This window comes from Pigmentiphaga litoralis (assembly GCF_013408655.1).
Lineage (GTDB): Bacteria > Pseudomonadota > Gammaproteobacteria > Burkholderiales > Burkholderiaceae_B > Pigmentiphaga > Pigmentiphaga litoralis_A.
Map to the genome: position 1 here is coordinate 1,215,611 of NZ_JACCBP010000001.1, position 24,838 is coordinate 1,240,448.

At 64.4% G+C, this 24,838-nt stretch carries 25 protein-coding genes and 2 tRNA genes; 21 read left to right on the top strand and 6 right to left on the bottom strand.

The features are described 5' to 3' along the window. The first annotated feature begins 214 nt into the window (after positions 1 to 214). The 9 genes from HD883_RS05385 (at position 215) to HD883_RS05425 (ending at position 7,134) form a co-directional block, all read left to right on the top strand. Complete coding sequence (locus tag HD883_RS05385) at positions 215 to 1,417, top strand: amino acid aminotransferase (protein ID WP_179587480.1); 1,203 nt, start codon at positions 215 to 217, stop codon at positions 1,415 to 1,417. A gap of 119 nt (positions 1,418 to 1,536) precedes the next feature. Then, positions 1,537 to 1,612: transfer RNA gene (locus HD883_RS05390), tRNA-Asn, on the top strand. 407 nt (positions 1,613 to 2,019) lie between these two features. After that, positions 2,020 to 2,436: a DUF3597 domain-containing protein gene (locus HD883_RS05395; RefSeq protein WP_179587479.1), complete on the top strand. Its 417-nt coding sequence runs from the start codon at positions 2,020 to 2,022 to the stop codon at positions 2,434 to 2,436. Positions 2,437 to 2,661: 225 nt separating this feature from the next. Continuing rightward, on the top strand, positions 2,662 to 3,183 hold the full coding sequence (gene fabA / locus HD883_RS05400) for a 3-hydroxyacyl-[acyl-carrier-protein] dehydratase FabA (RefSeq protein ID WP_179587478.1): 522 nt from the start codon (positions 2,662 to 2,664) through the stop codon (positions 3,181 to 3,183). A gap of 40 nt (positions 3,184 to 3,223) precedes the next feature. Then, positions 3,224 to 3,619, top strand: a complete 396-nt coding sequence (locus HD883_RS05405) for a DUF2946 family protein (protein ID WP_179587477.1) — start codon at positions 3,224 to 3,226, stop codon at positions 3,617 to 3,619. 84 nt (positions 3,620 to 3,703) lie between these two features. Then, entirely contained in the window at positions 3,704 to 4,192 is a 489-nt protein-coding gene (locus tag HD883_RS05410; protein ID WP_179587476.1) for a copper chaperone PCu(A)C, read from the top strand. Between the two features lie 167 nt (positions 4,193 to 4,359). Then, positions 4,360 to 5,400, top strand: coding sequence for a YncE family protein (locus HD883_RS05415; protein WP_179588719.1), 1,041 nt, complete (start codon positions 4,360 to 4,362; stop codon positions 5,398 to 5,400). Next, positions 5,384 to 6,172, top strand: coding sequence for a polysaccharide deacetylase family protein (locus tag HD883_RS05420; protein ID WP_179587475.1), 789 nt, complete (start codon positions 5,384 to 5,386; stop codon positions 6,170 to 6,172). The genes HD883_RS05415 and HD883_RS05420 overlap by 17 nt, the downstream gene beginning before the upstream one ends. A gap of 2 nt (positions 6,173 to 6,174) precedes the next feature. Next, on the top strand, positions 6,175 to 7,134 hold the full coding sequence (locus HD883_RS05425) for a sterol desaturase family protein (RefSeq protein ID WP_179587474.1): 960 nt from the start codon (positions 6,175 to 6,177) through the stop codon (positions 7,132 to 7,134). Positions 7,135 to 7,227: 93 nt separating this feature from the next. Here the strand turns inward: HD883_RS05425 and HD883_RS05430 are convergent, their stop codons facing one another. Beyond that, entirely contained in the window at positions 7,228 to 7,836 is a 609-nt protein-coding gene (locus HD883_RS05430) for an SCO family protein (protein ID WP_179587473.1), read from the bottom strand. 294 nt (positions 7,837 to 8,130) lie between these two features. On the opposite strand from HD883_RS05430, the gene HD883_RS05435 reads away from it, so the two are divergent. The 6 genes from HD883_RS05435 (at position 8,131) to HD883_RS05460 (ending at position 14,000) form a co-directional block, all read left to right on the top strand. After that, the gene (locus HD883_RS05435; protein WP_373563316.1) at positions 8,131 to 9,087 is read left to right on the top strand and encodes an ABC transporter substrate-binding protein; all 957 of its coding nucleotides are present in this window, start codon (positions 8,131 to 8,133) and stop codon (positions 9,085 to 9,087) included. Continuing rightward, entirely contained in the window at positions 9,087 to 9,959 is an 873-nt protein-coding gene (locus tag HD883_RS05440; protein WP_179587471.1) for an ABC transporter permease, read from the top strand. The genes HD883_RS05435 and HD883_RS05440 overlap by 1 nt, the downstream gene beginning before the upstream one ends. After that, positions 9,952 to 10,791 carry an ABC transporter ATP-binding protein gene (locus HD883_RS05445; RefSeq protein ID WP_179587470.1) on the top strand — a complete coding sequence of 280 codons (840 nt, stop codon included), beginning with the start codon at positions 9,952 to 9,954 and terminating at the stop codon, positions 10,789 to 10,791. The genes HD883_RS05440 and HD883_RS05445 overlap by 8 nt, the downstream gene beginning before the upstream one ends. 83 nt (positions 10,792 to 10,874) lie before the next feature. Then, positions 10,875 to 11,609: an alpha/beta hydrolase gene (locus HD883_RS05450; protein ID WP_257022001.1), complete on the top strand. Its 735-nt coding sequence runs from the start codon at positions 10,875 to 10,877 to the stop codon at positions 11,607 to 11,609. A gap of 701 nt (positions 11,610 to 12,310) precedes the next feature. Continuing rightward, on the top strand, positions 12,311 to 13,465 hold the full coding sequence (locus HD883_RS05455; RefSeq protein ID WP_179587468.1) for a methyltransferase: 1,155 nt from the start codon (positions 12,311 to 12,313) through the stop codon (positions 13,463 to 13,465). A 34-nt stretch (positions 13,466 to 13,499) separates the two neighbouring features. Beyond that, positions 13,500 to 14,000, top strand: a complete 501-nt coding sequence (locus HD883_RS05460) for a YgjP-like metallopeptidase domain-containing protein (RefSeq protein ID WP_218863223.1) — start codon at positions 13,500 to 13,502, stop codon at positions 13,998 to 14,000. Between the two features lie 85 nt (positions 14,001 to 14,085). Here the strand turns inward: HD883_RS05460 and HD883_RS05465 are convergent, their stop codons facing one another. Further along, positions 14,086 to 14,688, bottom strand: coding sequence for an IMPACT family protein (locus tag HD883_RS05465; RefSeq protein ID WP_179587466.1), 603 nt, complete (start codon positions 14,686 to 14,688; stop codon positions 14,086 to 14,088). A 71-nt stretch (positions 14,689 to 14,759) separates the two neighbouring features. Here HD883_RS05465 and HD883_RS05470 point away from each other — a divergent pair. The 4 genes from HD883_RS05470 (at position 14,760) to rnhA (ending at position 17,726) form a co-directional block, all read left to right on the top strand. Next, a tRNA-Asn gene (locus HD883_RS05470) sits at positions 14,760 to 14,835 on the top strand. 176 nt (positions 14,836 to 15,011) lie between these two features. Further along, a complete protein-coding gene (locus HD883_RS05475) occupies positions 15,012 to 15,947 on the top strand; it encodes a 2-hydroxyacid dehydrogenase (protein WP_179587465.1) in 936 nt (311 codons plus the stop codon). Between the two features lie 58 nt (positions 15,948 to 16,005). Next, entirely contained in the window at positions 16,006 to 16,794 is a 789-nt protein-coding gene (locus tag HD883_RS05480; protein WP_179587464.1) for an IclR family transcriptional regulator, read from the top strand. A gap of 248 nt (positions 16,795 to 17,042) precedes the next feature. Then, the gene (gene rnhA, locus HD883_RS05485) at positions 17,043 to 17,726 is read left to right on the top strand and encodes a ribonuclease HI (protein ID WP_306455897.1); all 684 of its coding nucleotides are present in this window, start codon (positions 17,043 to 17,045) and stop codon (positions 17,724 to 17,726) included. Between the two features lie 12 nt (positions 17,727 to 17,738). Here rnhA and HD883_RS05490 read toward each other — a convergent pair whose 3' ends face one another. Further along, positions 17,739 to 18,968, bottom strand: coding sequence for a mechanosensitive ion channel family protein (locus tag HD883_RS05490; protein WP_257022002.1), 1,230 nt, complete (start codon positions 18,966 to 18,968; stop codon positions 17,739 to 17,741). Between the two features lie 149 nt (positions 18,969 to 19,117). Here HD883_RS05490 and HD883_RS05495 point away from each other — a divergent pair, with 149 nt between their 5' ends. Beyond that, the gene (locus HD883_RS05495; RefSeq protein WP_179587462.1) at positions 19,118 to 19,852 is read left to right on the top strand and encodes an endonuclease; all 735 of its coding nucleotides are present in this window, start codon (positions 19,118 to 19,120) and stop codon (positions 19,850 to 19,852) included. 76 nt (positions 19,853 to 19,928) lie between these two features. Further along, on the top strand, positions 19,929 to 21,791 hold the full coding sequence (locus tag HD883_RS05500) for a diguanylate cyclase domain-containing protein (protein ID WP_179587461.1): 1,863 nt from the start codon (positions 19,929 to 19,931) through the stop codon (positions 21,789 to 21,791). Here HD883_RS05500 and HD883_RS05505 read toward each other — a convergent pair. The 3 genes from HD883_RS05505 to HD883_RS05515 all read right to left on the bottom strand — a co-directional run bounded on the left by HD883_RS05505 (position 21,770) and on the right by HD883_RS05515 (position 24,738). Next, complete coding sequence (locus HD883_RS05505) at positions 21,770 to 22,696, bottom strand: oxygenase MpaB family protein (protein WP_179587460.1); 927 nt, start codon at positions 22,694 to 22,696, stop codon at positions 21,770 to 21,772. The two genes, HD883_RS05500 and HD883_RS05505, sit on opposite strands and share 22 nt — an antisense overlap. A 139-nt stretch (positions 22,697 to 22,835) precedes the next feature. Next, positions 22,836 to 24,152, bottom strand: a complete 1,317-nt coding sequence (locus tag HD883_RS05510; RefSeq protein WP_179587459.1) for a DUF1176 domain-containing protein — start codon at positions 24,150 to 24,152, stop codon at positions 22,836 to 22,838. Positions 24,153 to 24,180: 28 nt separating this feature from the next. Continuing rightward, a complete protein-coding gene (locus HD883_RS05515; protein WP_179587458.1) occupies positions 24,181 to 24,738 on the bottom strand; it encodes an NADPH-dependent FMN reductase in 558 nt (185 codons plus the stop codon). Positions 24,739 to 24,838: the final 100 nt, after the last annotated feature.

Below are 24,838 nucleotides of genomic sequence, written 5' to 3' on the forward strand. Positions count from 1 at the left end.
CAGGCTTTATCGGGCTACTCAGGCTTTACTCGGCCTGACCCCAGCTTTACCTGGCCTGTCCCGAGCTTCGCTCATTCCGACTGGCTTTAATGGAACTTGGGCCCGAAGCCGCCACTTTCAAGTGCCGGCACCGTGCTTTCCCGGCTGACGACCAACCCGCCATTATCCCTGTAGCACTCTTCAACGACAACCCCACGCGCAACGGACGCTTTACATGACCTCGCTCTTCGCCGCCGTAGAACTGGCTCCCCGCGACCCTATCCTCGGGCTGACGGAACAATTCAATGCTGACACCCGTAGCAACAAGGTGAACCTTGGCGTTGGCGTGTACTACAACGACGAAGGGAAGATTCCCCTTCTGGGCGCGGTCCGCAAAGCGGAACTGGCGCGCATCGAAGCGGCTGCGGCGCGCGGGTATCTGCCGATCGAAGGCATCGTGGCCTACAACCAGCTGGTGCAGAAGCTGTTGCTGGGTGCGGATTCGCCCCTGATCGCCGAAGGCCGTGCATTGACGGCGCAGAGCCTGGGCGGCACCGGCGCGCTGAAAGTCGGCGCCGATTTCCTGAAGCGCCTGCTGCCGGGCGCCAAGGTCGCCATCAGCAATCCCAGCTGGGAAAACCATCGCGCACTGTTCGAAGGCGCCGGTTTCGAAGTCGTCAACTACCCCTATTACGATGCCGCCACCCATGGCGTGGATTTTGACGGCATGCTCGCCGCGCTGCGCAGCTACCCGGCCAACACCGTGGTCGTTCTGCACGCGTGCTGCCACAATCCGACGGGGGTCGACCTGACGGTGGACCAGTGGCATCAAGTCGTGGCCGCGGTGAAGGAAACCGGTCTGGTCCCGTTCCTGGACATCGCCTACCAAGGTTTTGGTGATGGCATCGACGCCGACGCTGCCGCGGTGCGTCTGTTTGCCGACGCCAACCTAACCTTCCTGATCAGCTCGTCGTTTTCGAAGTCGTTTTCGCTGTATGGCGAACGCGTGGGCGCGTTGACCCTGGTCGCCGCCAATCGCGAAGAAAGCGCGCGCGTGCTGAGCCAGTTGAAACGTGTGATCCGCACCAACTATTCCAACCCGCCCACTCACGGCGGCACGGTCGTGGCCCACGTGCTGGGTCAGCCCGAGCTGCGCGCCGAATGGGAAACCGAACTGGCCGGCATGCGCGATCGTATTCGCGACATGCGCAAGGCGCTGGTGCAGAAGCTGAAAGACCGAGGCGTCGAACGCAACTTCGACTTCGTGTTGAAGCAGCGCGGCATGTTCTCGTACTCGGGCCTGACCGCCGACCAGGTGGATCGCCTGCGCGAAGAACACGCGGTGTATGCCATTGGCACGGGCCGCATCTGCGTGGCTGCGCTGAACTCGCGCAATATCGACGCCGTGGCCGATGGTATTGCCGCCGTCCTCAAATAATTTGATTTGAAAATGGCAGCCGCTTGCAAACCCGCTTTTTATTGATATAGAATAACGGGCTCGCTTCAAGCAAATCGTTTTCAGCAGTTTGAACCTGAAATGCAGCGCTGCCAAGCAATTCCCTGATAGCTCAGTCGGTAGAGCGACGGACTGTTAATCCGCAGGTCCCTGGTTCGAGTCCAGGTCGGGGAGCCAGAATAAAGAGAACCGGGTGTCACCTTAGGGTGATGCCCGGTTTTTTTGTTTTTGGCCGTGGGAATTGGGCCGTGGGAATTGTGGCCATGGGGATTGTGGCCGCGGGAATTGGGCCGTGGGAATTGCCGCCTTGGAACTGTATTCGGCCGTGGGAATTGTTTCCGGCGTCGGGTTTGTTCGTGCCGTCGAAGATGGTCCTGGCATTGACGATGTTCCTGGTGTCGATATTCTTCCGACGCCTGTAACGTTTCTGGCGTCTGTACGCTAGGCTTTCCATCCGTAATACATCCACACACCCATCCGCTTGCCCTTGCCCTACTGTTTCGGTGAACGCAGGTCGACTCGCATCCACCAAGTTGGCGATCGACGTTTCCCGAATCATTCCACCTAGAACACAGAGGCAAGCCATGGGTATTCTGAGCAACATCTTCAGCAAGATTTTTCCTTCGTCGCACGCAGCTGACAATCCAGCCGACGGCGCCGCCCCGGCAGGCACCCCGCCCGTAGGTTCGGCGCCGGTGGGCTCGCCCGCACCGGGCACCGCAGCCGCCCCGGCCGCCATGTCGCAAGTGGACGTGGAATCCATTCTGGACGGCAAGGCGCAACAGGCAGGTGAAAAGCTGAACTGGCGCACGTCGATCGTCGATCTGCTCAAACTCCTGCAACTGGACAGCAGCCTGCAATCGCGCAAGGAACTGGCCCAGGAACTGCACTATTCCGGCGACACGTCGGATTCGGCCGCCATGAATATCTGGCTGCACAAGCAGGTCATGAACAAGCTTGCCGCCAATGGCGGCAAGGTCCCGGCTGACCTGATGGATTAATGCGGTCCCTGCCCCGCCGGCCTGCCCGTCAGGTCCGGGGTAAACTGCAGGCAGTACACGAAACAGGAGCTCCAACGGGCTCCTGTTTTTTTATTTTGGCGACCCGATTCCCCTGGCGCCATGCGGGTCCGCGGGTCAGCCCCAAGGCGACCGGCATGCCACTCCGGTTATCATCCTTGCCTGCGACCGCCCCGGCGGCCACTTTTTCCATTACCAGACTTCTTCATGCCTCATCTCAAACAAAGCGCCTACTCCACCGAAGAACTGTTGAGCTGCAGCCGCGGCGAGTTGTTCGGCCCGGGCAATGCGCAACTGCCCGCCGGCAACATGCTGATGATCGACCGCATCGTCCACATCTCGGACCAGGGCGGCAAGCACGGCAAGGGCGAGATCGTCGCCGAGCTCGATATCACGCCTGACCTCTGGTTCTTTGCCTGCCACTTCGAAGGCGACCCCGTCATGCCGGGCTGCCTGGGCCTGGATGCGATGTGGCAGCTGCTGGGCTTCTACCTGGGCTGGCAAGGCAATCCCGGGCGCGGCCGCGCGCTGGGATCCGGTGAAGTGAAGTTCGTTGGCCAGGTGCTGCCGACCGCCAAGAAAGTCACGTACCGGATCGACATCAAGCGCACGATCAACCGTTCGCTGGTACTGGGCATTGCCGACGGGTCGATGAGCGTGGATGGCCGCGAGATCTACACGGCCGAAGGCCTGCGCGTCGGCCTGTTCACGTCGACCGAAAGCTTCTGATTCCGGCAGCGGCCCGGAAACCAGCATCCCGCAGATCGCCTTGACGACCCTCCCGTCCGTTCGTCGCGTGGCCTGGCTGGCACTGCTTGCCGCGCTGATGCACGTGCTGCTGCCGGCCGCGCATGCGATGTCAGGGGGTGGTCTGACGCAAGGCCAGGCAGCGGGAACCACGATTCCGGCCGCATTTTGCCTGTCGCCCGGATCGCCGCTGGAAAGCCTGCTGCAAGACGCGCCTGCACCGTCGCACGACACCACCGCGGCAATGTGCCCGCTCTGTATCGCGGGGGCCATGGCCGCCGTGCTGCCCCCAGCACCGGAGCTTGCGGCGACCGCCCGCACGTTGTCCTACCTGCTTGCGCAACGGGCTGTCGACGTACCGGCGCCCGGCGTGGTCCTGCTGTCCTTCCTGTCCAGAGGCCCGCCAGCCCAGGGGTAAGCGACTCGCTACGAGTCTTCCACGACCTTTGCGCTGCCACGCAGGCTTGACCGCCTGCCCGCTCTCGACACATCCAGGATCATCATGACGCTGCGTACCTTTACCCTGACCGCCCTGCTTCTGGGCACCCTGACCACCTCCGCCTTCGCCCACGGCTACAAGGCTGGCGAGATCGACATCGGCCATCCCTGGGCCCGCGCGACCGTGCCCGGCCAGCCGGCTGGCGGCGGCTTCCTGAAGCTGGACAACCACGGCAAGGACGACAAGCTGCTGGCTGTGCGGTCCGACGTGTCGGCCACGGCCGAAATCCACACCATGGAAACGACAGACAACATCATGCGCATGCGGCAGGTCGACGGCGTGGCCGTGCCGGCGGGCAAGACAGTGGAATTTGCACCGGGCGGCTATCACATCATGTTCATGCAGCTGAAGGCCCCCCTGAAACAGGGCAGCTCCTTTCCGGCCACGCTGGTCTTTGAAAAGGCGGGCGAAGTGAAGGTCGATTTCAAGGTGGAGGCCATCAACTTCAATACCCAGGGCAAAGCAGCAGCCGGGGGTCACCAGCACCACTGAACGGCAGGTATTTTGTAACGCCCGAACCCGGCGAAACCCAGCAACCACGCGGGTTTCGCCGTTTTTACGTGCGAGTGTTGGAAAGGTGCAAGGTTTTCGTCAGTCGCGTGTGCAACAATCGCGGCGACAGTCAGATTCCCTGTTCTTCGAGAGTTACGTTGATACGCCTGCACCTTGCCCGTTTTGCCCTGCTCGGCAGTGTCGCCTTCGCGCTGAACGCGTTTGCCGCCGCCCCTGCCGCCGTCCCTGCTCCTGCCGCTGCCGCGGCGACCAAGCCCGCTCCCACCGCCCCCATCATTGTCCTGAATTCGCTGGATGCGAACCTGAGCCTGATCGACCCGGTCACCTATCAGGAAACCGGGCGCATCCCGACAGGCAAGGAACCGCATCACCTGTACCTGACGCCCGACGAAAAGTCGGTGATCGTTGCCAATGCGTCGAGCGATTCGCTGACGCTGGTCGACCCGCGCACGGGCAAGTTCCAGCGCACCATTACCGGCATCGTCGACCCGTATCACCTGCGCTTTTCGCCGGACATGAAGTGGTTCATTACCGCCGCGAACCGCCTGGACCATATCGACATTTACCGGTGGCAGCCGCTGCCGACGGGCGGCTTCGATCTGAAGCTGGCCAAGCGCGTGCCGGCCGGCAAGACACCCAGCCACATCAACACCGACAGCAAAAGCACGACGGCGTATGTGTCCCTGCAGGATAGCGACCAGATGATCGCGATCGACCTGGCTACGCAGACGCCCAAGTGGACGATCCCGGTGGGCAAGATGCCCGCCGACCTGTTCGTGTCCCCCGATGACAAGTTCCTGTTCCTGGCCCTGACCGGTGACAGCTTTGTCGAGGTCTATGACCTGACCGTGTCGCCCGCCAAGCTCGTCAAGAAGATCCAGACGGCCGCCGGCGCGCATGCGTTCCGGGCGCAGGGCGACAAGCGTCACGTGTTCGTCAGCAATCGCGTGGCCAACAGCATCAGCCGCATCGACATGCAGACGCAGACGGTGGTCGACACCTTCCATGCCCCGGGTGGCCCGGATTGCATGGACGTGCTGGCCGACGGCAAGACGCTGCTGGTGACATCGCGCTGGGCCAAGAAATTGACCGTGATCGACCTGGACACCAAGAAAGTGGTGCGCCAGGTGAACGTGGGCCGTTCGCCGCACGGCGTCTGGACGCTGGATCATGTTCCGCTCCGTTAGACGGGTCAGTCTGGCCCTGGCCGCGACGGGCCTGGTCGCCAGCACGGCGTTTGCGGCCGACTGCGACAAGCCCGTCTACCTGACCTTCGACACCGGGCACATGGGCGTCGCGCCCCTGATCGCCGACGTGCTGAAGCGCAACGACGTGAAAGTGACGTTCTTTCTGGCGAACGAACGCACCCAGACCGAGGGCGGCAGCCTGGATGACCAGTGGGCGCCGTGGTGGAAGGCGCGCGCGGCCGAAGGCCACCTGTTCGGGTCGCACACCTACGACCACGTGTACTGGCTGGCCGACCAGGCCGGCGGCACCTTTCGCATGAAGCCGAGCGCCGGCCCGAATGCCGGGCAGACCCGCCAGTGGACATCGGCGGAATATTGCGCCGAGCTGGACAAGGTCGCGACGCGCTTCAAGGCGATGACCGGCCAGAAACTGAGTCCGCTGTTCCGTGCGCCGGGTGGCAAGCAGTCGCCCGCGCTGCTGGCGGCGGCCAAAAGCTGCGGCTACAGCCATGTCGGCTGGGCCGAAGCGGGCTTTCTCGGAGACGAGTTGCCCAGCAAGGCCTATCCGAACAAAGCCCTGCTGGACCGCGCGCTGCAGCGCATCCGGCCGGGCGATATCCTGTTGGCGCACCTGGGCATCTGGTCGCGTCAGGACCCCTGGGCACCTGCTGTGCTCGAGCCCCTGATTGTCGGCCTGAAGAACAAGGGCTTCTGTTTTGCCACGCTGAAAACCCATCCCGCCTATCGGGAGTGGCTCAAGACAAACGGTTGACGATGGACACGATCACTGACCTTTTTTCCGCCGCCCAGCAATGGCTGTTCGAAGCGGCCATCCAGCCCCTGCTGTTTGCCATGGGCATGGGCAATCTTGTCGAAGACGCCTTTGACGCCACGATGTGGCTGCTGGTGGGCGTGATCCAGATCGTGGTGCTGATCGCGGTGATCGCACCCATGCAGCGCTGGAAGCCCGTGGAACAGGTGACCGACCACCGCGGCATCCGTCTCGACATGATCTACACGGTCATCCACCGGCTGGGCATCTTCCGCGTTGCCCTGTTCTTTGCTATCGACCCGTTGTGGAATGCGATGTTCGGCAGCCTGCACGTCATGGGGCTGTCGTCATTCCAGCTGGATCAACTGTGGCCCGGCGTGACCGATGGCCCGATCGCCAGCCTGCTGCTGTACCTGTTGCTGTTCGATCTGCTGGGCTATCTGTTCCACCGCGCGGTGCACAGCTACCGGTGGCTGTGGGCGCTGCATTCGGTGCACCACAGCCAGCGCCAGATGACGATGTGGAGCGATGACCGCAACCATCTGCTCGAAGACCTGCTGCACGACACGATGCTGGTGATTGCCTCGCAACTGATTGGCGTGGCGCCCGGCCAGTTCGTGGCGATCGTTGCGATCAGCAACCTGATCGAAAGCTTTTCGCATGCCAATGTGCGCGTGAGCTTTGGCCGCATCGGCGAAAAGCTGATCGTGGGGCCACGTTTTCACCGTCTGCATCACGCCATCGGGCTGGGCCACGAATCGCGCGGCCGCCGCCTGGGCGGGCATAACTTCGCGGTGCTGTTCCCGATCTGGGACATTCTGTTTGGCACGGCGCACTTTGGTGGCAACTACGAAGCCACCGGCATTCGCGACCAGCTGCCGGAAGAAGGCGGCCGCGAGTACGGCCAGGGATTCTTTGCCCAGCAGTGGCTGGGGCTGAAACGGATGGTGGGACGGGGCTGAGGTACAGGGCTGAGGTATACGGCGGCGGGCCGATGGCTGCCTGCCTGCCCCGCCGTCGCATGCCTTCAAGGCACCACGTAGAACTCCAACTTTTTACGCCGTTTCCATCAGTGTCTTGATGTCCGACGCGCATTCTTGCGCGCTCTGGTCGTGGCGCAGCGCCAGGCGCAGCTTGCCCTTCTGGTCGAACACGTAGGTCAATGACGTGTGGTCCATGGTGTAGGAGCTGCCCGTGGGCACCTTCTGATAGAACACCTTGAACGCGTCGGCGGTAGCCTTGGTTTCGGCCAGGTCGCCGCGCAGGCCCAGGAAGGTCGGGTCAAAGGCTTCGGTATAGGCCTTCAGAATCTCGGGCGTATCGCGCTCCGGGTCGATGGTGATGAACACCACCTGCACCTTGTCGGCATCGGCGCCCATGATCCCGCGCATCTCGACCGCGCGCGCCAATGCCGTCGGACACACGTCCGGACACTGCGTGAATCCGAAAAACACCATCACGACCTTGTTCGGGAAGTCGGCCAGCGTCCGTTCCTTGCCCGCCGGGTCCTTCAGCTTGAAGTCGGTGGCAAAGGTGGCCTGCGACAGGTCGATGCCGTGGTATTCGACCTTCTTGGCACATGCGGCCAGCGCGGCCAGCGACGGAAGCAGCGTGGCCGCCAGAGCGGTGCGCAACACGCGGCGGCGGGTAACGGGTAAAGGCATGACGCTCCTGTGTCTATAGGGTCTGCGGGACGAAAGGTGTGCGTCATAGTAGCAGCCGGGTGCGCCCCTTTTCCTGGCGCACGCACCGGCATGCCCCAGCATGGACCGCCCCCAGGCACCGCTTTGGACCGCCGTTCCGCGCAAGGGAACGGCTGCCTGCCTGCTGCGCACCATAGACGTGCGCTTGTCTGCCCAGAAGTGCCTGCTATCACCAGGAACACCCCCAGCCTGCCTGGCACACCGCTTGCAAGATACGGGAACGTCGCCGTGACGTGTTCCGACCGAGGATGCAACGTGCCCCACCGCAGAACCTTCATTGCCGCACTTATCGCCACCGCTTGCGCCTCCGTGGCCTGGGCCGCTCCCGCCGCCGCCGCCGACCAGGTCATACGGGTCGGCACGCTCAAGCTGATCCACGCGATCACCCCCTACTTCTATGAGAAGTTCACGCCCGCCGGCTACAAGATCGAGGTGGTCCCGTTCGAGACGCCCACCGATGGCAAGAACGCCGTGGTGACCAAGTCCGTGGACTTTGGCGCGTTCGGACTGGCGGCTGCCACCCTGGGCGGCGCAGCGGGCGAGCCCGTCGTGATCATTGGCGCGCAGTGCAATCGCGGCATGGCGATCGTGGGCCGGGCCGATGCGCCGGCCAATTCGGTCAAGACGCTCAAGGGCAAGAAGATCGGGATCCTGCCAGGCTCGACGCAGGAAGTGGTCTTCCTGGATCGATTGAAGCAGGAAGGCATGACGATCAAGGACGTGCAGTCGGTGCGCCTGTCGTTCAGCGAAATGCCGACGGCCATGGAACGCGGCGACATCGACGCGTACGTGGGCGCGGAACCGGGCCCGTCGATCAGCGTGGGCCGCGGCGTCGGCAAGGTGATCGAATTCCCGTACAACACGCCGACCGGGTCGGTGAACATGGTCATGACGACGCATGCGGATACCGTCAAGGCCAAGCCGGAACTGATCAAGGTCTTTCTGGACATCCACCGCAAGGCCACCGAATACGCGATGTCGAACCGCAGCGCATTCATCGAGATGTCGTCCGCCAAACTGGGCATTCCGGCCAAGGTCGTGGAAGTGGCCGCGCCCAACGTGGAACTGACCTGGAAGATCGACGACGACTGGACCACGCGCGCCAAGTATTACGGCGCGCAGATGCTGGACAAAAAGCAGATCCGACAGCTGCCGAACTATGCCACGTTCATTGATACGACCTTTATCCAGCAGGTCGCGGCGACGAAATAATGGCCAGCCTTCCGACCCCACCCGCAGGCGCCGCCCTGCCCCTGCCCGACAGCAACGAGGCGGCCGATACCGGCACCCGGCGGACGGCGGCCGGCACGCTGCGGCGTGTCGTGACGCCGTGGCTGTTGCCGCTGGGCCTGCTGATTGCCTGGGACCTGGCGGTCCGGCTGACGCGCACGCAGTTGATCCCGTTGCCCTATGACGTGGCGCGCATGCTGGTCGACTTCACGGTGGGCGGGGTCTACGACGACGCCTTCAGCGAAACGCTGCCGCTGCATGTGTGGAAGTCGGTCACGCGGGTCTATGGCGGCTTCTTTGCGGCGGCGCTGGTGGGCATTCCACTGGGCCTGCTGATCGGCCGCATCAAGCTCGTGCGGGACGTGGTCGACCCCACCCTGCAGTTGCTACGGCCGGTGCCGGTCACGGCCTGGCTGCCCCTGTCGATGATCTTTTTCGGCCTGGGCCCGAACGCCGCGATCTTCCTGGTGTTCCTGGGCGCGTTCTACCCGATCGTCTTCAACACGACTTTCGGGGTGCGCGCCGTGGACCACCGCCTGTTCGAAGCGTCGGCCATGCTGGGCTGCAGTGGCCCGGCCATGTTCCGCCAGGTGGTGCTGCCGGCGGCCTTGCCGTCGATCCTGAACGGCCTGCGGCTGGGCCACGGCTTTGCGTGGATCCTGATCGTGGTCGGCGAAATGACTGGCGTGCCCGAAGGCCTGGGCGCGGTGATCATGGACGGGCGCATGCTGTCGCGAACTGACCTGGTGATTGCCGGCATGATCGTGATCGGCCTGGCCGGCTTCCTGACCGACCGTGTGCTGGTGATGGTGAACAACCGATTGCTCAAATGGAGTCCGCAACATCATGTCTGACAGCGACCTCCGCAGAAAGCCCCTGCCCATTCTTTCCATCGAGGGCGTGAGCAAACGTTTTTCGGTCGGCGGCAAGACCGTGCAAGCCCTGGCCTCGGTCGACCTGCGCATCGACAAGGGGGAATTCGTGTGCCTGATCGGGGCCTCTGGCTGCGGCAAGTCCACCCTGCTGCGCATCATGGCCGGCTTCGAGACGACCTCGTCGGGCAAGGTCAGCATGTATGGCGCACCGATTACCGGCCCCGGCCCGGAACGAGGCATGGTCTTCCAGGACTACGGCCTGTTCCCGTGGCTGACCGTGAAAGAAAATATCGGCTTCGGCCCCAAACAGCGGCATCTGCCCAAGGCAAAACTGGACGAGATCGCCGCGCATTACACCGACATGGTGGGCCTGTCGGCCTTTGCCGATTACTACCCGGGCCAGTTGTCGGGTGGGATGAAGCAGCGCGTGGCCATCGCGCGCGTGCTGGCCAATGATTGCGAAGTGCTGTTGATGGACGAGCCCTTCGGCGCGCTGGATGCGCTGACGCGCGAAAAGCTGCAACAGGACTTGCTGGAGATCTGGGCACGGACGAAAGTGACGGTGGTGTTCGTGACGCATGCCGTCGAAGAAGCGGTGCTGATGTCCGACCGGGTGGTCGTCATGACAGCCGGACCGGGCCGCATCGAAGAGGACATTCCCCTGCTGCTGCCGCGGCCGCGTGAGGTGTCCGAACCGGGCTTCAATGACGTCAGGCGCAGCATTACGCAGCGCCTGAGCAGCCATGTGGCGTCGAAGGCGCCGGTGGTGGTGCAAGCCGGCGTTGCGGTGCCGGCCGGGGTGACGTCATGAGCGCGATCTACCGGGGAATGACGCGGGCGCAGCTGGACGCGGCGTATGACAACAGCAAGGGCGTGGCGAACAGCAGTGTGCTGATGGCCGATCTGGACCGGCGCAGCGCGGAACTGCGCGCCGCCTATCCGGATTACCTGAACCTGGCCTACGGCCCGGCGCCGCGCAACCGGATCGACTACTTTGCGTCGGGCCGGCCGGGTCCGCTGCTGGTTTTCATCCATGGCGGCTATTGGCAGATGCGCCACAAGGATACGTTCAGTGCACTGGCGGCCGGGCCGTTGGCGCACGGGATGCATGTGGCGATGGTGGGCTACACCCTGGCGCCGGACGCGACGCTGGCGCAGATTGTGGACGAGTGCCGGCGGGCGGTGGCGTGGCTGGGGGATCATGCGCCGACGTTTGGGGGCGATGCGGAACATATGATCGTGTCGGGATGGTCGGCGGGGGGGCATCTGGCGGCGATGTGCCTGGATGAGCCGGGGGTGCACAGCGCACTGGCGATCAGTGGCATTTATGATCTTGAGCCGGTGCGGATGAATTATCTGAATGACAAGTTGGGGCTGACGCCGGCGGATGAACGGGCACTGAGTCCGCTGCATTTGCCGTTGAGTCCGAAGTCGCTGGTGTTGGCGTATGGCGGGGCGGAGTTGCCGGAACTGCAGCGCCAGTCGGAGGTGTTCGAGGCGGCGCGGGCGCATTTGCCGGGGCATATTGCGTGTTTGCCTGGGTTGAATCATTTTACGATTCTTGATGAGTTGGTGAGTCCTACGGGGGCGTTGACGCGGAAGGTTCGGAAGTTGGCGGCTTTGATTTAGTTCTTGCTGGCGTTTTTTCTTGGTGCGTGTTGGGTTCTTGCTGGGGTGGGGGGTTTTTGCGCGGCCGCCGTGGGTAGTTGGGTTGGGGGTCAGAGCTTGCTGGGGCCCGGCCTTCGCCGGTCCCCCGTGCCGGGAAGCCGAATCGGGGCGGACGCGCAAACTCGCGGCATCGACTGTCCCCCGGACAGTCGATAAGCATGCCGCTCAAACAGGCGCGCCCTTACCTCCCCGATTCAGCTTCCCAGCCCGGCGCAAGCAATTCCCCCCAACCCAACTACCCACGCCGGCCTTTTTTGGTGCAAACCTCCTTGCGTCTGGGAGCGTCTTGGCGCTGGCATTTGTTTTGTAGTGCGACCGTGTCCAGCCGATGCGGTAGCGAGAGGCAGGGACGGCGGGCTCCCAACCAGCAACTCTTCCGCAAGCCCCACCGCCCCTTAAATTCCCCCTACCCCACCCAACTTGGCGGTGCGACCTTGTCCAGCCGATGCGGTAGCGAGCGGCAGGGACGGTGCGGGGAGTCGCATTGCGAGGCTTTGCTAAGCCCAGGCCCGGCGTAGGCCGGGACCCAGCGAGCTCGGCCTTGCAATGCGACTCCCCGCGGCGGCCGGGCTCCCAACCAGCAAATCTTCCGCACCCCCCACCCCTTCCCCCATCATCCCGTAAAATCCCCCCTCTCAAAGCCACACCCCCACCCAAACTCCATGCACGCCTCCTCACCCACCCTCATCTGGCAGGAATCCGACGAAGCGCATACCGCGCGGTGGCGGTCCGAGGCGGGGAATGTGCCGCCCAAGCGGGTGGTGGTGGCGGACGACACGACGCCAGCGGATACGGCGTACCGGTTGGCGTGTGAAGGCACGGCCTTGTTGTGGCGCGGGGACTTTCAGAACGCGCGGCAGTTGCTGCAGGCCATGGGCCGGCGCATCGACCGGAAGCCGCGCAAGAAAGTGGCGGGGTCGCCAGCGGATGCGTTTCATGCGCATCGTCAGGCCCAGGGGCAGCGGGCGCGCACCTTGGGCATGTTGCTGTTGCCCATGGATGGCGATTACGGGATTCCGCTGCGGCGTGCGCCGGACGTGCGGCTGGCGTGTCGCGAGGCGTATGGCGAGCCGGATGGGCAGCCGTCGGTGGTGTCCATGCGCGAAGTGCTGGGCCTGGTCGGCGCGCACGAATGGCGCAAGAAAGGCGTGCCGATTGCGGCGCTGGGCGATCGGATCCACCCCTGGTATGGCGTGTTCGCGCCAGTGCGCGGCGAATATATCCAGCTGGTCGATCGGGCGCCGCTGCCGTCCACGACGCTGGCGTTCGATATCGGGACGGGCACGGGCGTGCTGGCGGCGGTGTTGGCGCGGCGTGGGGTGCAGCGGGTCGTCGCGACCGATCAGGATGCGCGGGCGTTGGCGTGCGCAACCGAGAATCTGACGCGGCTGGGGTTGGCGGCGCAGGTGGACGTGGTCGAGGCCGACCTGTTCCCCGCCGGCCAGGCGCCGCTGATTGTCTGCAATCCGCCGTGGGTGCCGGCGCGGCCAAGTTCGCCGATCGAATATGCCGTCTATGACCCCGAAAGCCGGATGTTGCGCGGCTTTCTGGCCGGGCTGCGGGCGCATCTGACGGCCGGGGGCGAAGGCTGGCTGATTCTGTCCGACCTGGCTGAACATCTGGGGCTGCGGTCGCGCGCCGAATTGGACGGCTGGATTGCCGATGCCGGACTGACCGTGCTGGGACGCATCGACACCCGGCCGCAGCATGGCAAGGCGAGTGATCCGGACGACCCGCTGCATGCCGCGCGGTCGGTGGAAGTGACGTCCTTGTGGCGGCTGGGCGCGGCCGCCGATGCTGCGCGACCGGCTGCCTGATCGTGTCCCTTCGCGCCTTCTGCCGAGCCCGCCCATGAAATATCTCGCTTCGTATTCGCCTGAATTGCTGGACCAGGTGCGTCAGTTGATCGAGCAGAATCGGCTGGGGGATTACCTGCAAAAAAAGTATCCGGAACGGCACGCAATCCAGACCGACAAGGCCTTGTACGAATATGTGCTGGACCTGAAGACGACCTATTTGCGCAGCGCGCCGCCGGTCCACAAGGTGGCCTATGACAGCAAGCTGGATGTAATCCATCGGGCGCTTGGTTTGCACACCGCGATATCTCGCGTGCAAGGCGGCAAGCTCAAGGCCAAGAAAGAAATCAGGGTGGCGTCGGTATTCAAGGAAGGCCCGCCCGAATTCTTGCGGATGATCGCCGTACACGAACTGGCGCACCTGAAAGAGCATGATCACAACAAGGCGTTCTATCGGCTCTGCGACAGCATGCAGCCGGGGTACGCGCAGCTGGAATTTGATCTGCGGCTATACCTGACACATCGTGATCTGGTGGGCAAGACGCGCGCGGAATGAAGCGCTGCGGTGATTGCGCAATGACGAATGCGGGTACGAGTGCGGTACAAGTGCTGATGCCGACGCGTTATGTCCGCCGCACTGGCTAGGTCGCGCGCTTGATCTGCTCCGCCAGTTGCACCCGACCGCGCGTCAGATCGCTCACCATCGCCGCCCATGTGGCCGCCCGTTCACGCGGCAGGCGCACTTGCCACACGGCGCCTTCACCCGTGAAATTTTCCGCTTCCAGTTCCGCCGCATGCTCACGCAGCCGCGCGCGCAGCACGGGCATCTCGGCAAAGGTGCAGGCCAGGGTCAACACGATCTGGTCGACGATGGCAACCTTGGTGGCCAGCCGCAGGCAGGTTGCCGCGCAGCCGCCGTATGCGCGCATGAGTCCGCCCGCGCCAAGCAGGATGCCGCCGAACCAGCGCGTGACGACGACCACGACCCGATCGCATTCCTGACCTTCGATGGCCGCCAGGATGGGGCGGCCGGCGGTGCCGCCCGGTTCGCCGGCATCGTGAAAACGGTAGGCCGATCCGATGCGCCAGGCCCAGCAGTTATGGTTGGCCGTGGCATCCGAATGCGCGGCGATGAAGGCCATGGCGGCGTCGGGCGTGGTGACCGGCGCGGCTTGGGCAATGAACCGGCTTTTGCGGATCTCTTCGCGGTGGGTAGCGATGTCGGCCAGGGTGTATACGGGCATGCAGCGCCTGCTAAAAATGCATGCCGTCATTTTGACACAGCCAAAATTTCTGCTATAGTTGCGGTCTCAATTCCCTGATAGCTCAGTCGGTAGAGCGACGGACTGTTAATCCGCAGGTCCCTGGTTCGAGTCCAGGTCGGGGAGCCAGAATGACAGGCCGCAGGCGGTATGTGTTCAGCAAAACTTTTGCCAGGACATGCCACTGCAGCCGAAGAAAAAAGCACTTGTGTCCTAGCGGGCCAGGTGCTTTTTTTATTGGCATGTTCAACCCTGAATCCTGCTGCCCCCCACGTTGGAATGCCCATGATGGAATGCCAGTGACGATGCCCCGCCGCCGTTGCCTTGTCCTTCACCGATTTTCGGCCACGCATCTGGCCGAGATCGAAGCGAAGCTTGACGTCATCTATGTGCCCGACACGTCGCAGCAGGCCGAGGCCATTGCGACCCACGGCAACGACATCGATATCGTGTTGACCATCGGCGCACGTGGACTGACGGCGGACGAGATGGATGCGATGCCCAGGCTCGCGTTCATTTGCGCATTGGGCGCGGGCTACGAGCGGCTGGATGTGGACGCGGCACGCGCGCGGGGCATTGCGCTGGCCAACGGCGCGGGGGCGAATGATGCGTGCGTGGCCGATCATGCAATGGGACTCTTGCTTGCGGTGACTAGGCAGATTCCGCGGCTGGATCAGCGCGTGCGTGAAGGCGGCTGGCGCGAAGGTCTTCCACCGCCGGCAAGCATTTACGGCAAGCGCCTTGGCATCATCGGGCTGGGCACGATAGGCCGGCAGATCGCGCGGCGCGCAGCGGGCTTTGATCTTGCCATCGGCTATCACAACCGGCGTCAGCTTCCGGATGTCGACCACACCTACTTTGATTCTGCAACGGCGCTGGCGCAGTGGGCCGACATGCTGATCGTGGCCACGCCGGGTGGCGCGGACACGCGGCACATCGTCAACGCCGACGTCTTGCAGGCCCTGGGGCCGCGCGGCTACCTGGTCAACATCGCGCGTGGCAGTGTGGTCGATACCGCTGCCATGGCCCAAGCCTTGCGGGATGGCGCGATCGCGGGGGCGGGTCTGGACGTGTACGAAAGCGAGCCCGATGCGCCGGCCGACCTGATCGGTCTGCACAACGTGGTGCTGACGCCGCATGTGGCGGGCGCGTCGCCGGAAGCGATCGCGGCGACCGTGGCGTCCTTCCTGGATAACGCCGAACGGCAGGCTGCCGGGCAGCCGCTGCGCACGCCGATATGACACAGTGCAGTACGACACATGGCAGTTGCCGGATACCGTGCCATCACGATCTTGCGCCATGAACAGCCTGGAAAAAATGCTGTCGTTGATCGACATCGTCGAAGCCGCTGGCGGCCTTGATGCCGACGCCTTGCTGGCGCGCTCAGGCTTGCCGCGCAGCACCTTGTACCGCTACCTGAAAGTGCTGGCCGAGGCCGGGTTGATCACGTCCTTGCCTGAACTGGGCTACACGTTGGGACCCCGCGTGGCCGAGCTCGATCACGCCATGCGCCTGCGCGATCCGCTGATCACCGCAAGCCGCCCGGTCATGCAGGACCTGGTGCGTGCAGTGCCCGGTATCGCCCTGCTCTGCCGCCGGTATCAGGACAAGGTCTTGTGCGTGCACCAGGAAGCTGGCACCGATGCCTTCCACAGCCATTACGAACGCGGCTATGCGCGGCCGCTGTTGAAGGGCGCCGCGTCGCGCATCATCCTGGCCTACACCCCCACGCGGACCGTGACGCGGCTGTATGCCGAACAACCCGAGGCCTTCGTGGATGCGGGCCTGGGTCACACGCTGGCCGACGTCAAGACACTGCTGGCACGCCTGCGGCGCACGCGATGCACGATATCCAGCGGCCAGGTCACGCCGGGCGTGACCGGGGTCGCAGCACCTATCCTGGATGGCGCGGGCAACTGCCTGGGCAGCCTGAGCCTGACCCTCGCGCGGCCGCATTTGTCCGACGACGAACGGCTGACCATCGGCGAGCGCGTCATGTTCTGCGCCAGCGCCGTCAGCCAGGCGCTGCGTTTCCCGCCGCCTGGGCCGGACGCCATCGGGTCGTCAACACCCGTTTTGAAACTGTGACAAAGTTATCCCCATATCCTGTGGACAAGCTTGGGGACAGCTGGCTCAACCGCTCGCGCAAGCCGCATGAAATGGGCCTCCAAAACACATCGAACAAAAAAAGGGCACTGTGGATACTGCGTAACAGGCCTAGCACAAAATCGGGCGATGTGCCCCGGCGCTATCCCCGATTGCCGGCTTGACACCGCCCTGCCCCGGCCCTTAAGGTTCCGACCCCTGAGGTCCCTCCTGCTCCAAAGCGAATTGCCATGATCGTCTGGTTGAAAGTCCCGTTTGCCGAGAAAGACCAAGCCAAGGCGCTCGGCGCCCGCTGGAATCCCGCGCAAAAAAAGTGGTACGTCAAGGACGTGGCCGACCTGTCGCCGTTTGAAGCGTGGATGACCGAGCAGCCGGCTGCCGTGCCCGATGCGCCCCCGCCATCAACCGATGCGCCCACGTCGGGCGTGGCCATCTATTGCGATGGCGCATGCCGTGGCAACCCGGGCGGTCCGGGGGGATGGGGCGCGTGGATCCAGACGCCTGACAAGGCCGTCGAAATCTATGGCGGAGCACCCGACACGACCAACAACCGCATGGAACTCACGGCGGCGATCGAAGCCCTGCGCTGGGTCTTGGAGCCGACCGACATCGTCGTCTACACGGACTCGCAGTACGTGGTGAAGGGCATGACCGAGTGGCGCCATGGCTGGGTCAAGAAGAACTGGAAGGACGTGAAGAATCCTGAGCTCTGGAAGACGCTGATCGATGCCGCGCAGCGTCACAAGGTCAGCTTCCGATGGGTGCGTGGCCACAACGGCCATGCCGGCAACGAACGCGCCGACGCGCTGGCCAATGAAGGGCTGGAGCACGCCAAACGCACGGGCGCCGTCACGGGCGTAATCCGCGAATTGCCGCTGCCCGCCGCGCGCGACGTGCTGGCCGCGGCAGGCTGATCGGACCCGGGTTCAGCCGGCCAGGCGTTCCTGCCGGTCTTCCACCCGCGCATGCATGGACGGCGATGCCGACCGGTCCGCAAACGCCGTCACCAGGTCGTTGCCCGCGGGCGATTGGTACAGCCGCAAACCCAGCTCGGGCAGGATCGCCAGCAGGTGATCGAAGATGTCGCCCTGCACCTGTTCGTAGCTCACCCATGCCGTGCTGGCCGTGAAGCAGTACAGCTCGATCGGAATGCCCTTGTCGCCCGGTTCCAGCATGCGCACCATCAGGATCATGCTGGTGTTGATGCCGGGGTGCTGCTTCAGATAAGCCTCGGTATAGGCGCGGAAAGTACCGAGGTTGGTCAGGCGCCGCTGGTTGACCGGATCATGGCCGGGCTCGCCCAGTTCCTGGTTGGCTTCGGTGATGGCCTTCTGTTTCTGGTCGAGATACTCGCCCAGCAGGCGAAAGCGCCGCAACTGTTCCATCTCGCCATCGCGCAGGAATCGCACGCTGCCCGCGTCCAGCCGGATCGTACGTTTGATGCGCCGTCCGCCTGACGTGAACATGGTCCGCCAATTACGGAAGCTGTCCGAAAACAGCCGGTAGGTCGGGATGGTGGTGATGGTCTTGTCCCAGTTTTCGACCTTGACCGTATGCAGCGCAATGTCGATCACGAAACCATCGGCGCCCACCTGCGGCATCTCGATCCAGTCGCCCACGCGCAGCATGTCGTTCGATGTCAGTTGCACGCTGGCCACGAAGGACAGCAAGGTGTCCTTGAACACCAGCAGCAGCACGGCCGACATGGCGCCCAGGCCGGACAACAGGAGCAAGGGCGACCGATCGATGACGGTGGCAACGATCACGATGGTGCCAAAGGCCCACAACACGATCTTGCTCAGCTGCAGGTAGCCCTTGATCGACCGGGTGTGCGCGCGGGTCGATGTCGCGAAGGCGTCGTTGGCCGCGTTCATGGCCGCCGACAGCATCAGCATGCCGAACAGCAGCGTGGCCGCCAGGGCAAGATTGCGGAGCACTTCAGTGGCGGCGATTGTCAGGTCGGGCACGGCAAGAATGCCGAACTGGAAGACCACGGGCGGCGCCATCTGCGCAAGCCGCTTGTAGAAGCCGTGACGGGTCAGGGCGTCGTCCCAGTTGCCCAATGACAGGCGGGTCAACAGTTCGCGCATGACGCGCTGCACGACGCGGTGGACGATCACGTAAGCCAGAGCGGCTACCAGGACCAGTGCCACCATGGCGGCGCTGATGCGCGCCCAGGGTTCAGAGAAAAAGGGAGAGAGACGGAGCTGTAATGCCTGGAACATGCCTTCCTTTAAAAAAAATGTCTAGGTCAGCCTCCCATTATCGCCTACGTAGCATGACGGTCCCGATACAATGCCGCCCCATGCGACTGTCTTTCCTTTTTCTGCTTTCGGTGTTGACCGCTTTACCTGCTCACGCCGCTCCCCTCGTCACCCGCCCTACCGCTGTCGGTCCCCGCGACTTCAAGCACGCCAAGCAGGTCCTGCCCCGGCTGTATGCCAACCTGGAACAGGACTTCTATTGCGGCTGCAACTACAAAGGCAAGACCATCGATGCGAAGTCCTGCGGCTTCAAGCCCCGCAAGAACGCGTCGCGCGCATCGCGCCTGGAATGGGAACACGTGGTGCCCGCCTGGAACATCGGCCACCAGCGCCAATGCTGGCAGCAAGGCGGCCGCAAGCACTGCGCCGCCACGGATCCGATCTATGGCAAGGCCGAGGGGGACCTGGTCAATCTGGTTCCGGCCATTGGCGAAGTGAACGGTGACCGGTCCAACTTCGGCTTCAATGTGTGGGACAACAACCCCACGCCCATGTACGGCCAATGCCGTACGGTAGTGGACTTCAAGCATCGGCGCGTGCAACCGCGGCAAGTGGTGCGCGGCCGTATCGCCCGCATCCAGATGTATATGCACACCACCTATCGGCTACGCATGAGCGACCAGGAACGCCGCCTGTTCTGTACGTGGGCCAAGGCCTATCCGGTGGATGCGTGGGAGCGCGAACGTGAACAGCGCATCTGGAAAATCCAGGGGTCGGGCAATCCGTTCGTAAGCCAGCCGGCCGCCACCGAACGCTTCTGCGGCACGGATCTCTAGGGGTGACGCCGGGGCTGCGCAGCGCGGGGCATCGGCGTACGATGCCGGTATTCCCGTAGCACCAGGCCCTAGAACCATGCTGATTGCGCCCCTTGCGCCCAATGAAGAAGACCGGTTGGCGCTGCTGCACGCGCTCGACATTCTCGACACGCCGCGTGAACCAGTGTTTGACCTGATCACGAGTCTGGCCGCGCAGGCACTGCGTGTGCCTGTCGTGCTGGTGTCGCTGGTCGACCGTGATCGCCAATGGTTCAAGTCCAGCTATGGCTTCGACATCCGCCAGTTCGACCGGCAAAGCGCCTTCTGCGCGCATTGCATCGTGCAGGACCCGCCCCTGGTGGTTCCCGACACGCTGATCGATGATCGCTTCTTTGACAACCCGCTGGTGACCGGCACGCCTGGCATTCGCAGTTATGCGGGCGTCGCGATCCGCAGCCTGAAAGGATTGGCGCTGGGCACCGTGTGCGCGGTGGGCTGGGAACCCCGTGAGTTCGACGAAGCGGACATTGGCTGTCTGAGCCAGGCCGCGCTGCTGGTCAGCCACGAACTGCATCAACGGGAAGCCCTGATCGACAGCCGTCGGGGGGACATCTCCGCCTTGCGCGACCTGGATGGCGAAGCGCGATTCCGTTCGGTATTCGAAGGCGCGGCGGTCGGCATTGCATTGATCGGACTGGATGGCAGGTGGATCGAGGTGAACGATTCGTTGTGCCGCATCGTGGGCTATGGCCACGAAGAACTGGCGCATCTGACCTTCCAGGACATCACGCATCCGGGTGATCTCGATATCGACCTGGATCGTCTGCAGGAACTGGTGCGCGGCGACGTGGATCGCTACACGATCGACAAGCGTTATATCCGCAAGACGGGCGAAGTGATCTGGGTCAACCTGACAGTGGCCGCCCGCCGGTCGGTCGACGGGACGGCGCTGTATTTCATTTCCATCGTTGACGACATCCAGCAACGCGTCGAAGCGCAGGCTGCCTTGCTGGCCTTGCAGCAGAGCCTGGAAAGCCGCATTGAAGCGCGCACCCGCGAACTGCAGCACGCCAACGACCAGCTGCGGATGGTGAGTGACAACGTGCCGGCGCTGGTGGCGTACTTCGATGCCGACCTGCGCTATCAATATGCCAACGAAAAGCACCGGTCGATGTTGGGCAAGGATCCGCAGCGATTGATCGGCCATCCGATCGAAGACGTCATGGATCCTGCCGCCACGCAGCAGATCCGTCAGGCCCTGGCCGCCGTGGGTGACGATGACCGTGTGTCGCTGGAGATCGCGCAGCCCATGGCGGACGGGTCGACGTCGTACACCGCCGTGACCCTGATTCCGAACGCGGTCGACAACCGGTTGGCAGGCTACTACTGCATGGCGCACGACGTGACCGAGCGGCACGTGCGCGAACTGGCGCGCGAAGTCGAAGCCCGTGAAGACGTGCTGACCGGCGTGCCCAACCGGCGCGCCTTTCAGGAACACCTGCCACAAGCCCTGTCGCGCGCCGATGCGACCGGTGGATCGGTGGCCGTGGTGTTCCTGGATCTGGACGGCTTCAAGGCCGTCAACGACACCCTGGGTCATGAGCAAGGCGACATGGTGCTGAAGGAAGTCGCCCGCCGTCTGCGTGACCGGGCCGGCGAAGGCAGCCAGGTCTTCCGGCTCGCGGGTGACGAATTCGTGCTGGTGGCCGAAGGCCTGGTGGACAAGGAGAACCTGAGCGCGCTGGCCGGCACGTTGCTGTCGGCCCTGGGCGTGCCTATCGTGCTGGGCGCGCATCAGATCAACATGAGCGCCAGCGCAGGCATTGCCATTTATGAAGCGGGTAGCGACGCATCCCCGTCCAGCCTGCTGCGCACGGCCGACATTGCCATGTACGAAGCGAAACGCAGCGGCACCAGCCAGTACCGGTTCGGACCGGCCTATGGGGCGCTGCGGGCCTGACGGCGGCGGTACAGATAGTCGTCGGGCAGGCCCAGGCGCCGGCAGGACTGCACAGCGGGGCCGGAGCGTAAGGGCAGGCGATCCGCGGCCCGGGCGGCGCGGGTCACCAGCCACCGTTGCCCAGCCGTGAGCCCACCGGTCGATTCCAGCTGCAAGGTCTGCCGGATGGTTGCCGGCACGAGGTCGATCGCGGCGCGCACCATCACGGACTGCAGGCGTCGCAAGGGCGTCGGCAGCACCGGCACCCGCGCAATGATGGTGAGGAATTCCTGCACGATGGGGGAAGCTTCCAGGCGCGGCGCCATGGCGGCGAATTGCGCCTGCTGCTCGGCCTCCGACATCGGCGCGCCCGTGGCGCCATAGAGTCTTGCGGCCGCAGCGCCTTCAGCATAGAAACGATCGCGATCGCCGGGAGTGAGTGCCCGCGCATACACGTGGTACGCATTCAGGAACCCGAAGCTGGCCGTGGCCTGCACCCAGTCGAGCAGGTCGGTATCGGTGGCCCGGTAAGGCGTGCCAGCGGGCGTGACGCCCTGGACCGCGCCGTGCAGGCGCACTACGTGGGCGATCATTTTTTCGGTCTGCGTGCGGGCGCCGTAGACGGTCATCATGGCGGCCAGTCCGGTGCGTTGCAGGCGCGCCATCGGCTGCTGACGGAAGGAAGTGTGTTCCCACACTCCCGTGCGCACCCGGGGTTCCGCCAGTTCCAGGATCACCGCCGCTACGCCGCCGATGAACAGCGTGGCGGGGTTCTTGAAAACCTGCCACGAGACCGAGTCCGGGGTGACCAGTGCGGGTTCGCCCGCTGGCGCCGCAAAATCGACCTGCGGGCCGTCGGACGGTTGCAGCAGATTGGCGGCCAGGGATTCGACACGCCGCCGGACAGGTGGGGGCAAATAGAGCATGACGGGTCGGAAGATGAGGTCGGAAACGGGTCAGGCGTCGGGCAACGAGTCAGGCGTCGGGGAACGGGTCAGGCCTCGGGCTAAGGGGACTGGCAGCGTCGGCCAGGCAACGCAGACAGGCGGCCGTGGCGGACTCAGATCACCGGGTACGCCACAGTGTCGGCCAGTCTCCGGGCGCGCCGCCGCCGCAGCGGATCTGCTGGCGATACGCCGACGGCATGAATTCCTGCCCGTCGAACCGCCATTCGGCACGAATGCCGCAATCGGCCAGTCCCCGCCCTTTCGATACGGATGCCAGCGTGGCGGTGCGGGGGTTGTAGGTAGGCTCGGTCATGCGGCCTACCGGGTCGGCGGACGCCGTGGGAGCCAGGGCGACGGGGACCGCCTGCATCCGGTCGGAGGTCGCGTTGGCCAGTTGCAGGGTGGCGCCGGCGGCTGTGTTGCCTGTCCTGGCTGCGTTAGTTGAGGAAGGTGCAGCGCCAGAAGACGAGGCAGCCCCGGATGGAGATGCCCCCCCGGAAGCAGGCCCAGCCATTACGACAGACGGTGCTGGCGAACGCGCTGGCGCCCCGGCTTCGAGACCGGGTGGCAGGGCCAGCGTCACCACCTGCGCCGCAGCCGGGTCGGCGCGCGGCACACGAAAGACCACGTAGCTGCTCTGGTAGGACGCGCGGGCGCATTCCGCCATCACCAGGGCTTCGGTACTGGTCAGTGCGACGGCAATGTCGCTGGGCGCGCGGGCATCGCAGGCGGCCAGCGCGTCGCCGCCGCGCATGGCCTGGCGGACACCGGCGGCCAACGCTCGCGCCTCGGCAGCGGGAATGGCGGGCGGCGGTGGCGCACCGCGCAGGGCGGGCGCGGCGGGTGCGGCGGCCAGCGCCGCGGCGCCGCCATGGCCCGGCTGGGTCAAGGCCGTTTCGTTGCCGGAGCGGGACTGGACGTCGTCCATGACCTTGAGCGCGGTGGACAGACCATGCAAGGGCACGGCGGGCGCGCTTCGGGTGTCGCCCAAACTGAGCACCCGCCCATCGCGGATGCGGCGCAGCAGGCGGTAGGCGGAATCGTCGTCGGCCGTGACCAGGGTGGCCTGGCCCAGGCCGGTCGCGTCATCGGGCGCCCAGGCAATGGTTTTCAGGTCGAGCCGCCGTCCGTCAAGCCGGAAGGCCGTGACATCGGGCGATTCGGCGGTATCTGGTACATCGATCTCGACGGTCAGGGTGCCCGTCGGGCCTGCGCCGCGCGAGATCCGCATGGCGGCCGACTCGGCGTCGCTGAAACCCTTGGCTTCGCAGAACCGGGTGTTGTCGCATGCCAGGATCCAGTCCTTGGATTCCTGGTACAGGGGGACGGCCGGCGCAGGCGGCGCCTGGGCGGACGCATCGGCCAGGCCGACGCTGAGCGCCAGGCCGGCCAGGCCTGCGCCCAGCCTGCCGTGCACGGTTTCGGATCGGATCATGCGGTCTCCCCCTGTCAGCGCCGACGACTCAACGCTTGCGGTTGGTCTCGGCCCACTTGGCGAAGGTTGTCATGATCGTCGTCAGGAACTTGCGGGTGTCTTCGTTGGTGACCTTGCCCTGGTCGTCAAAGAACTTGTTGACGCCGCCCAGGTAGGCTTCGGGTTGCTGCATGACGGGCACGTCCAGAAAGACCAGCGACTGGCGCAGATGGTGGTTGGCGCCGAAGCCGCCGATGCCGCCCGGCGAGCAGCTGATCACGGCGCCCGGACGGCCACTCCAGGAACTGCCGCCGTAAGGCCGCGAGCCCACGTCGATGGCGTTCTTGAGCGCGGCCGGCACCGAGCGGTTGTATTCCGGCGTCAGGAACATGACGGCGTCGGCTGCCTGCACTTCCTTGCGGAACCGGGTCCATGCCGCGGGCGCCGCATCGCCGTCCAGGTCTTCGTTGTAGAGCGGCAAATCGCCGATCTCGACAATGGACAGCTTCAGGGTGTCTGGAGCCACGTCAGCCAGGGCGTGGGCCAGCATGCGGGTGTAGGAGCCTTTGCGCAGGCTGCCGACAAGAACGGCGACGTTGAGGGTCATTTGGGATCTCCAGACATTGGGAAGGTAGGGAATCAGGGGGCGCAACGCATCTTAGCAACCTCATGCACCCTGGCGAAAGGATGGCAAGGCACCGATAACA

Coding starts and splice junctions, on each gene's coding strand:
- HD883_RS05385 (WP_179587480.1), top strand. CDS start 215: ATGACCTCGCTCTTCGCCGCCGTAGAACTGGCTCCCCGCGACCCTATC.
- HD883_RS05395 (WP_179587479.1), top strand. CDS start 2,020: ATGGGTATTCTGAGCAACATCTTCAGCAAGATTTTTCCTTCGTCGCAC.
- fabA (WP_179587478.1), top strand. CDS start 2,662: ATGCCTCATCTCAAACAAAGCGCCTACTCCACCGAAGAACTGTTGAGC.
- HD883_RS05410 (WP_179587476.1), top strand. CDS start 3,704: ATGACGCTGCGTACCTTTACCCTGACCGCCCTGCTTCTGGGCACCCTG.
- HD883_RS05420 (WP_179587475.1), top strand. CDS start 5,384: ATGTTCCGCTCCGTTAGACGGGTCAGTCTGGCCCTGGCCGCGACGGGC.
- HD883_RS05425 (WP_179587474.1), top strand. CDS start 6,175: ATGGACACGATCACTGACCTTTTTTCCGCCGCCCAGCAATGGCTGTTC.
- HD883_RS05430 (WP_179587473.1), bottom strand. CDS start 7,836: ATGCCTTTACCCGTTACCCGCCGCCGCGTGTTGCGCACCGCTCTGGCG.
- HD883_RS05440 (WP_179587471.1), top strand. CDS start 9,087: ATGGCCAGCCTTCCGACCCCACCCGCAGGCGCCGCCCTGCCCCTGCCC.
- HD883_RS05445 (WP_179587470.1), top strand. CDS start 9,952: ATGTCTGACAGCGACCTCCGCAGAAAGCCCCTGCCCATTCTTTCCATC.
- HD883_RS05450 (WP_257022001.1), top strand. CDS start 10,875: ATGGCCGATCTGGACCGGCGCAGCGCGGAACTGCGCGCCGCCTATCCG.
- HD883_RS05455 (WP_179587468.1), top strand. CDS start 12,311: ATGCACGCCTCCTCACCCACCCTCATCTGGCAGGAATCCGACGAAGCG.
- HD883_RS05460 (WP_218863223.1), top strand. CDS start 13,500: ATGAAATATCTCGCTTCGTATTCGCCTGAATTGCTGGACCAGGTGCGT.
- HD883_RS05465 (WP_179587466.1), bottom strand. CDS start 14,688: ATGCCCGTATACACCCTGGCCGACATCGCTACCCACCGCGAAGAGATC.
- HD883_RS05475 (WP_179587465.1), top strand. CDS start 15,012: ATGCCCCGCCGCCGTTGCCTTGTCCTTCACCGATTTTCGGCCACGCAT.
- HD883_RS05480 (WP_179587464.1), top strand. CDS start 16,006: ATGAACAGCCTGGAAAAAATGCTGTCGTTGATCGACATCGTCGAAGCC.
- rnhA (WP_306455897.1), top strand. CDS start 17,043: ATGATCGTCTGGTTGAAAGTCCCGTTTGCCGAGAAAGACCAAGCCAAG.
- HD883_RS05490 (WP_257022002.1), bottom strand. CDS start 18,968: ATGGTGGCACTGGTCCTGGTAGCCGCTCTGGCTTACGTGATCGTCCAC.
- HD883_RS05495 (WP_179587462.1), top strand. CDS start 19,118: ATGCGACTGTCTTTCCTTTTTCTGCTTTCGGTGTTGACCGCTTTACCT.
- HD883_RS05500 (WP_179587461.1), top strand. CDS start 19,929: ATGCTGATTGCGCCCCTTGCGCCCAATGAAGAAGACCGGTTGGCGCTG.
- HD883_RS05505 (WP_179587460.1), bottom strand. CDS start 22,696: ATGCTCTATTTGCCCCCACCTGTCCGGCGGCGTGTCGAATCCCTGGCC.
- HD883_RS05510 (WP_179587459.1), bottom strand. CDS start 24,152: ATGATCCGATCCGAAACCGTGCACGGCAGGCTGGGCGCAGGCCTGGCC.
- HD883_RS05515 (WP_179587458.1), bottom strand. CDS start 24,738: ATGACCCTCAACGTCGCCGTTCTTGTCGGCAGCCTGCGCAAAGGCTCC.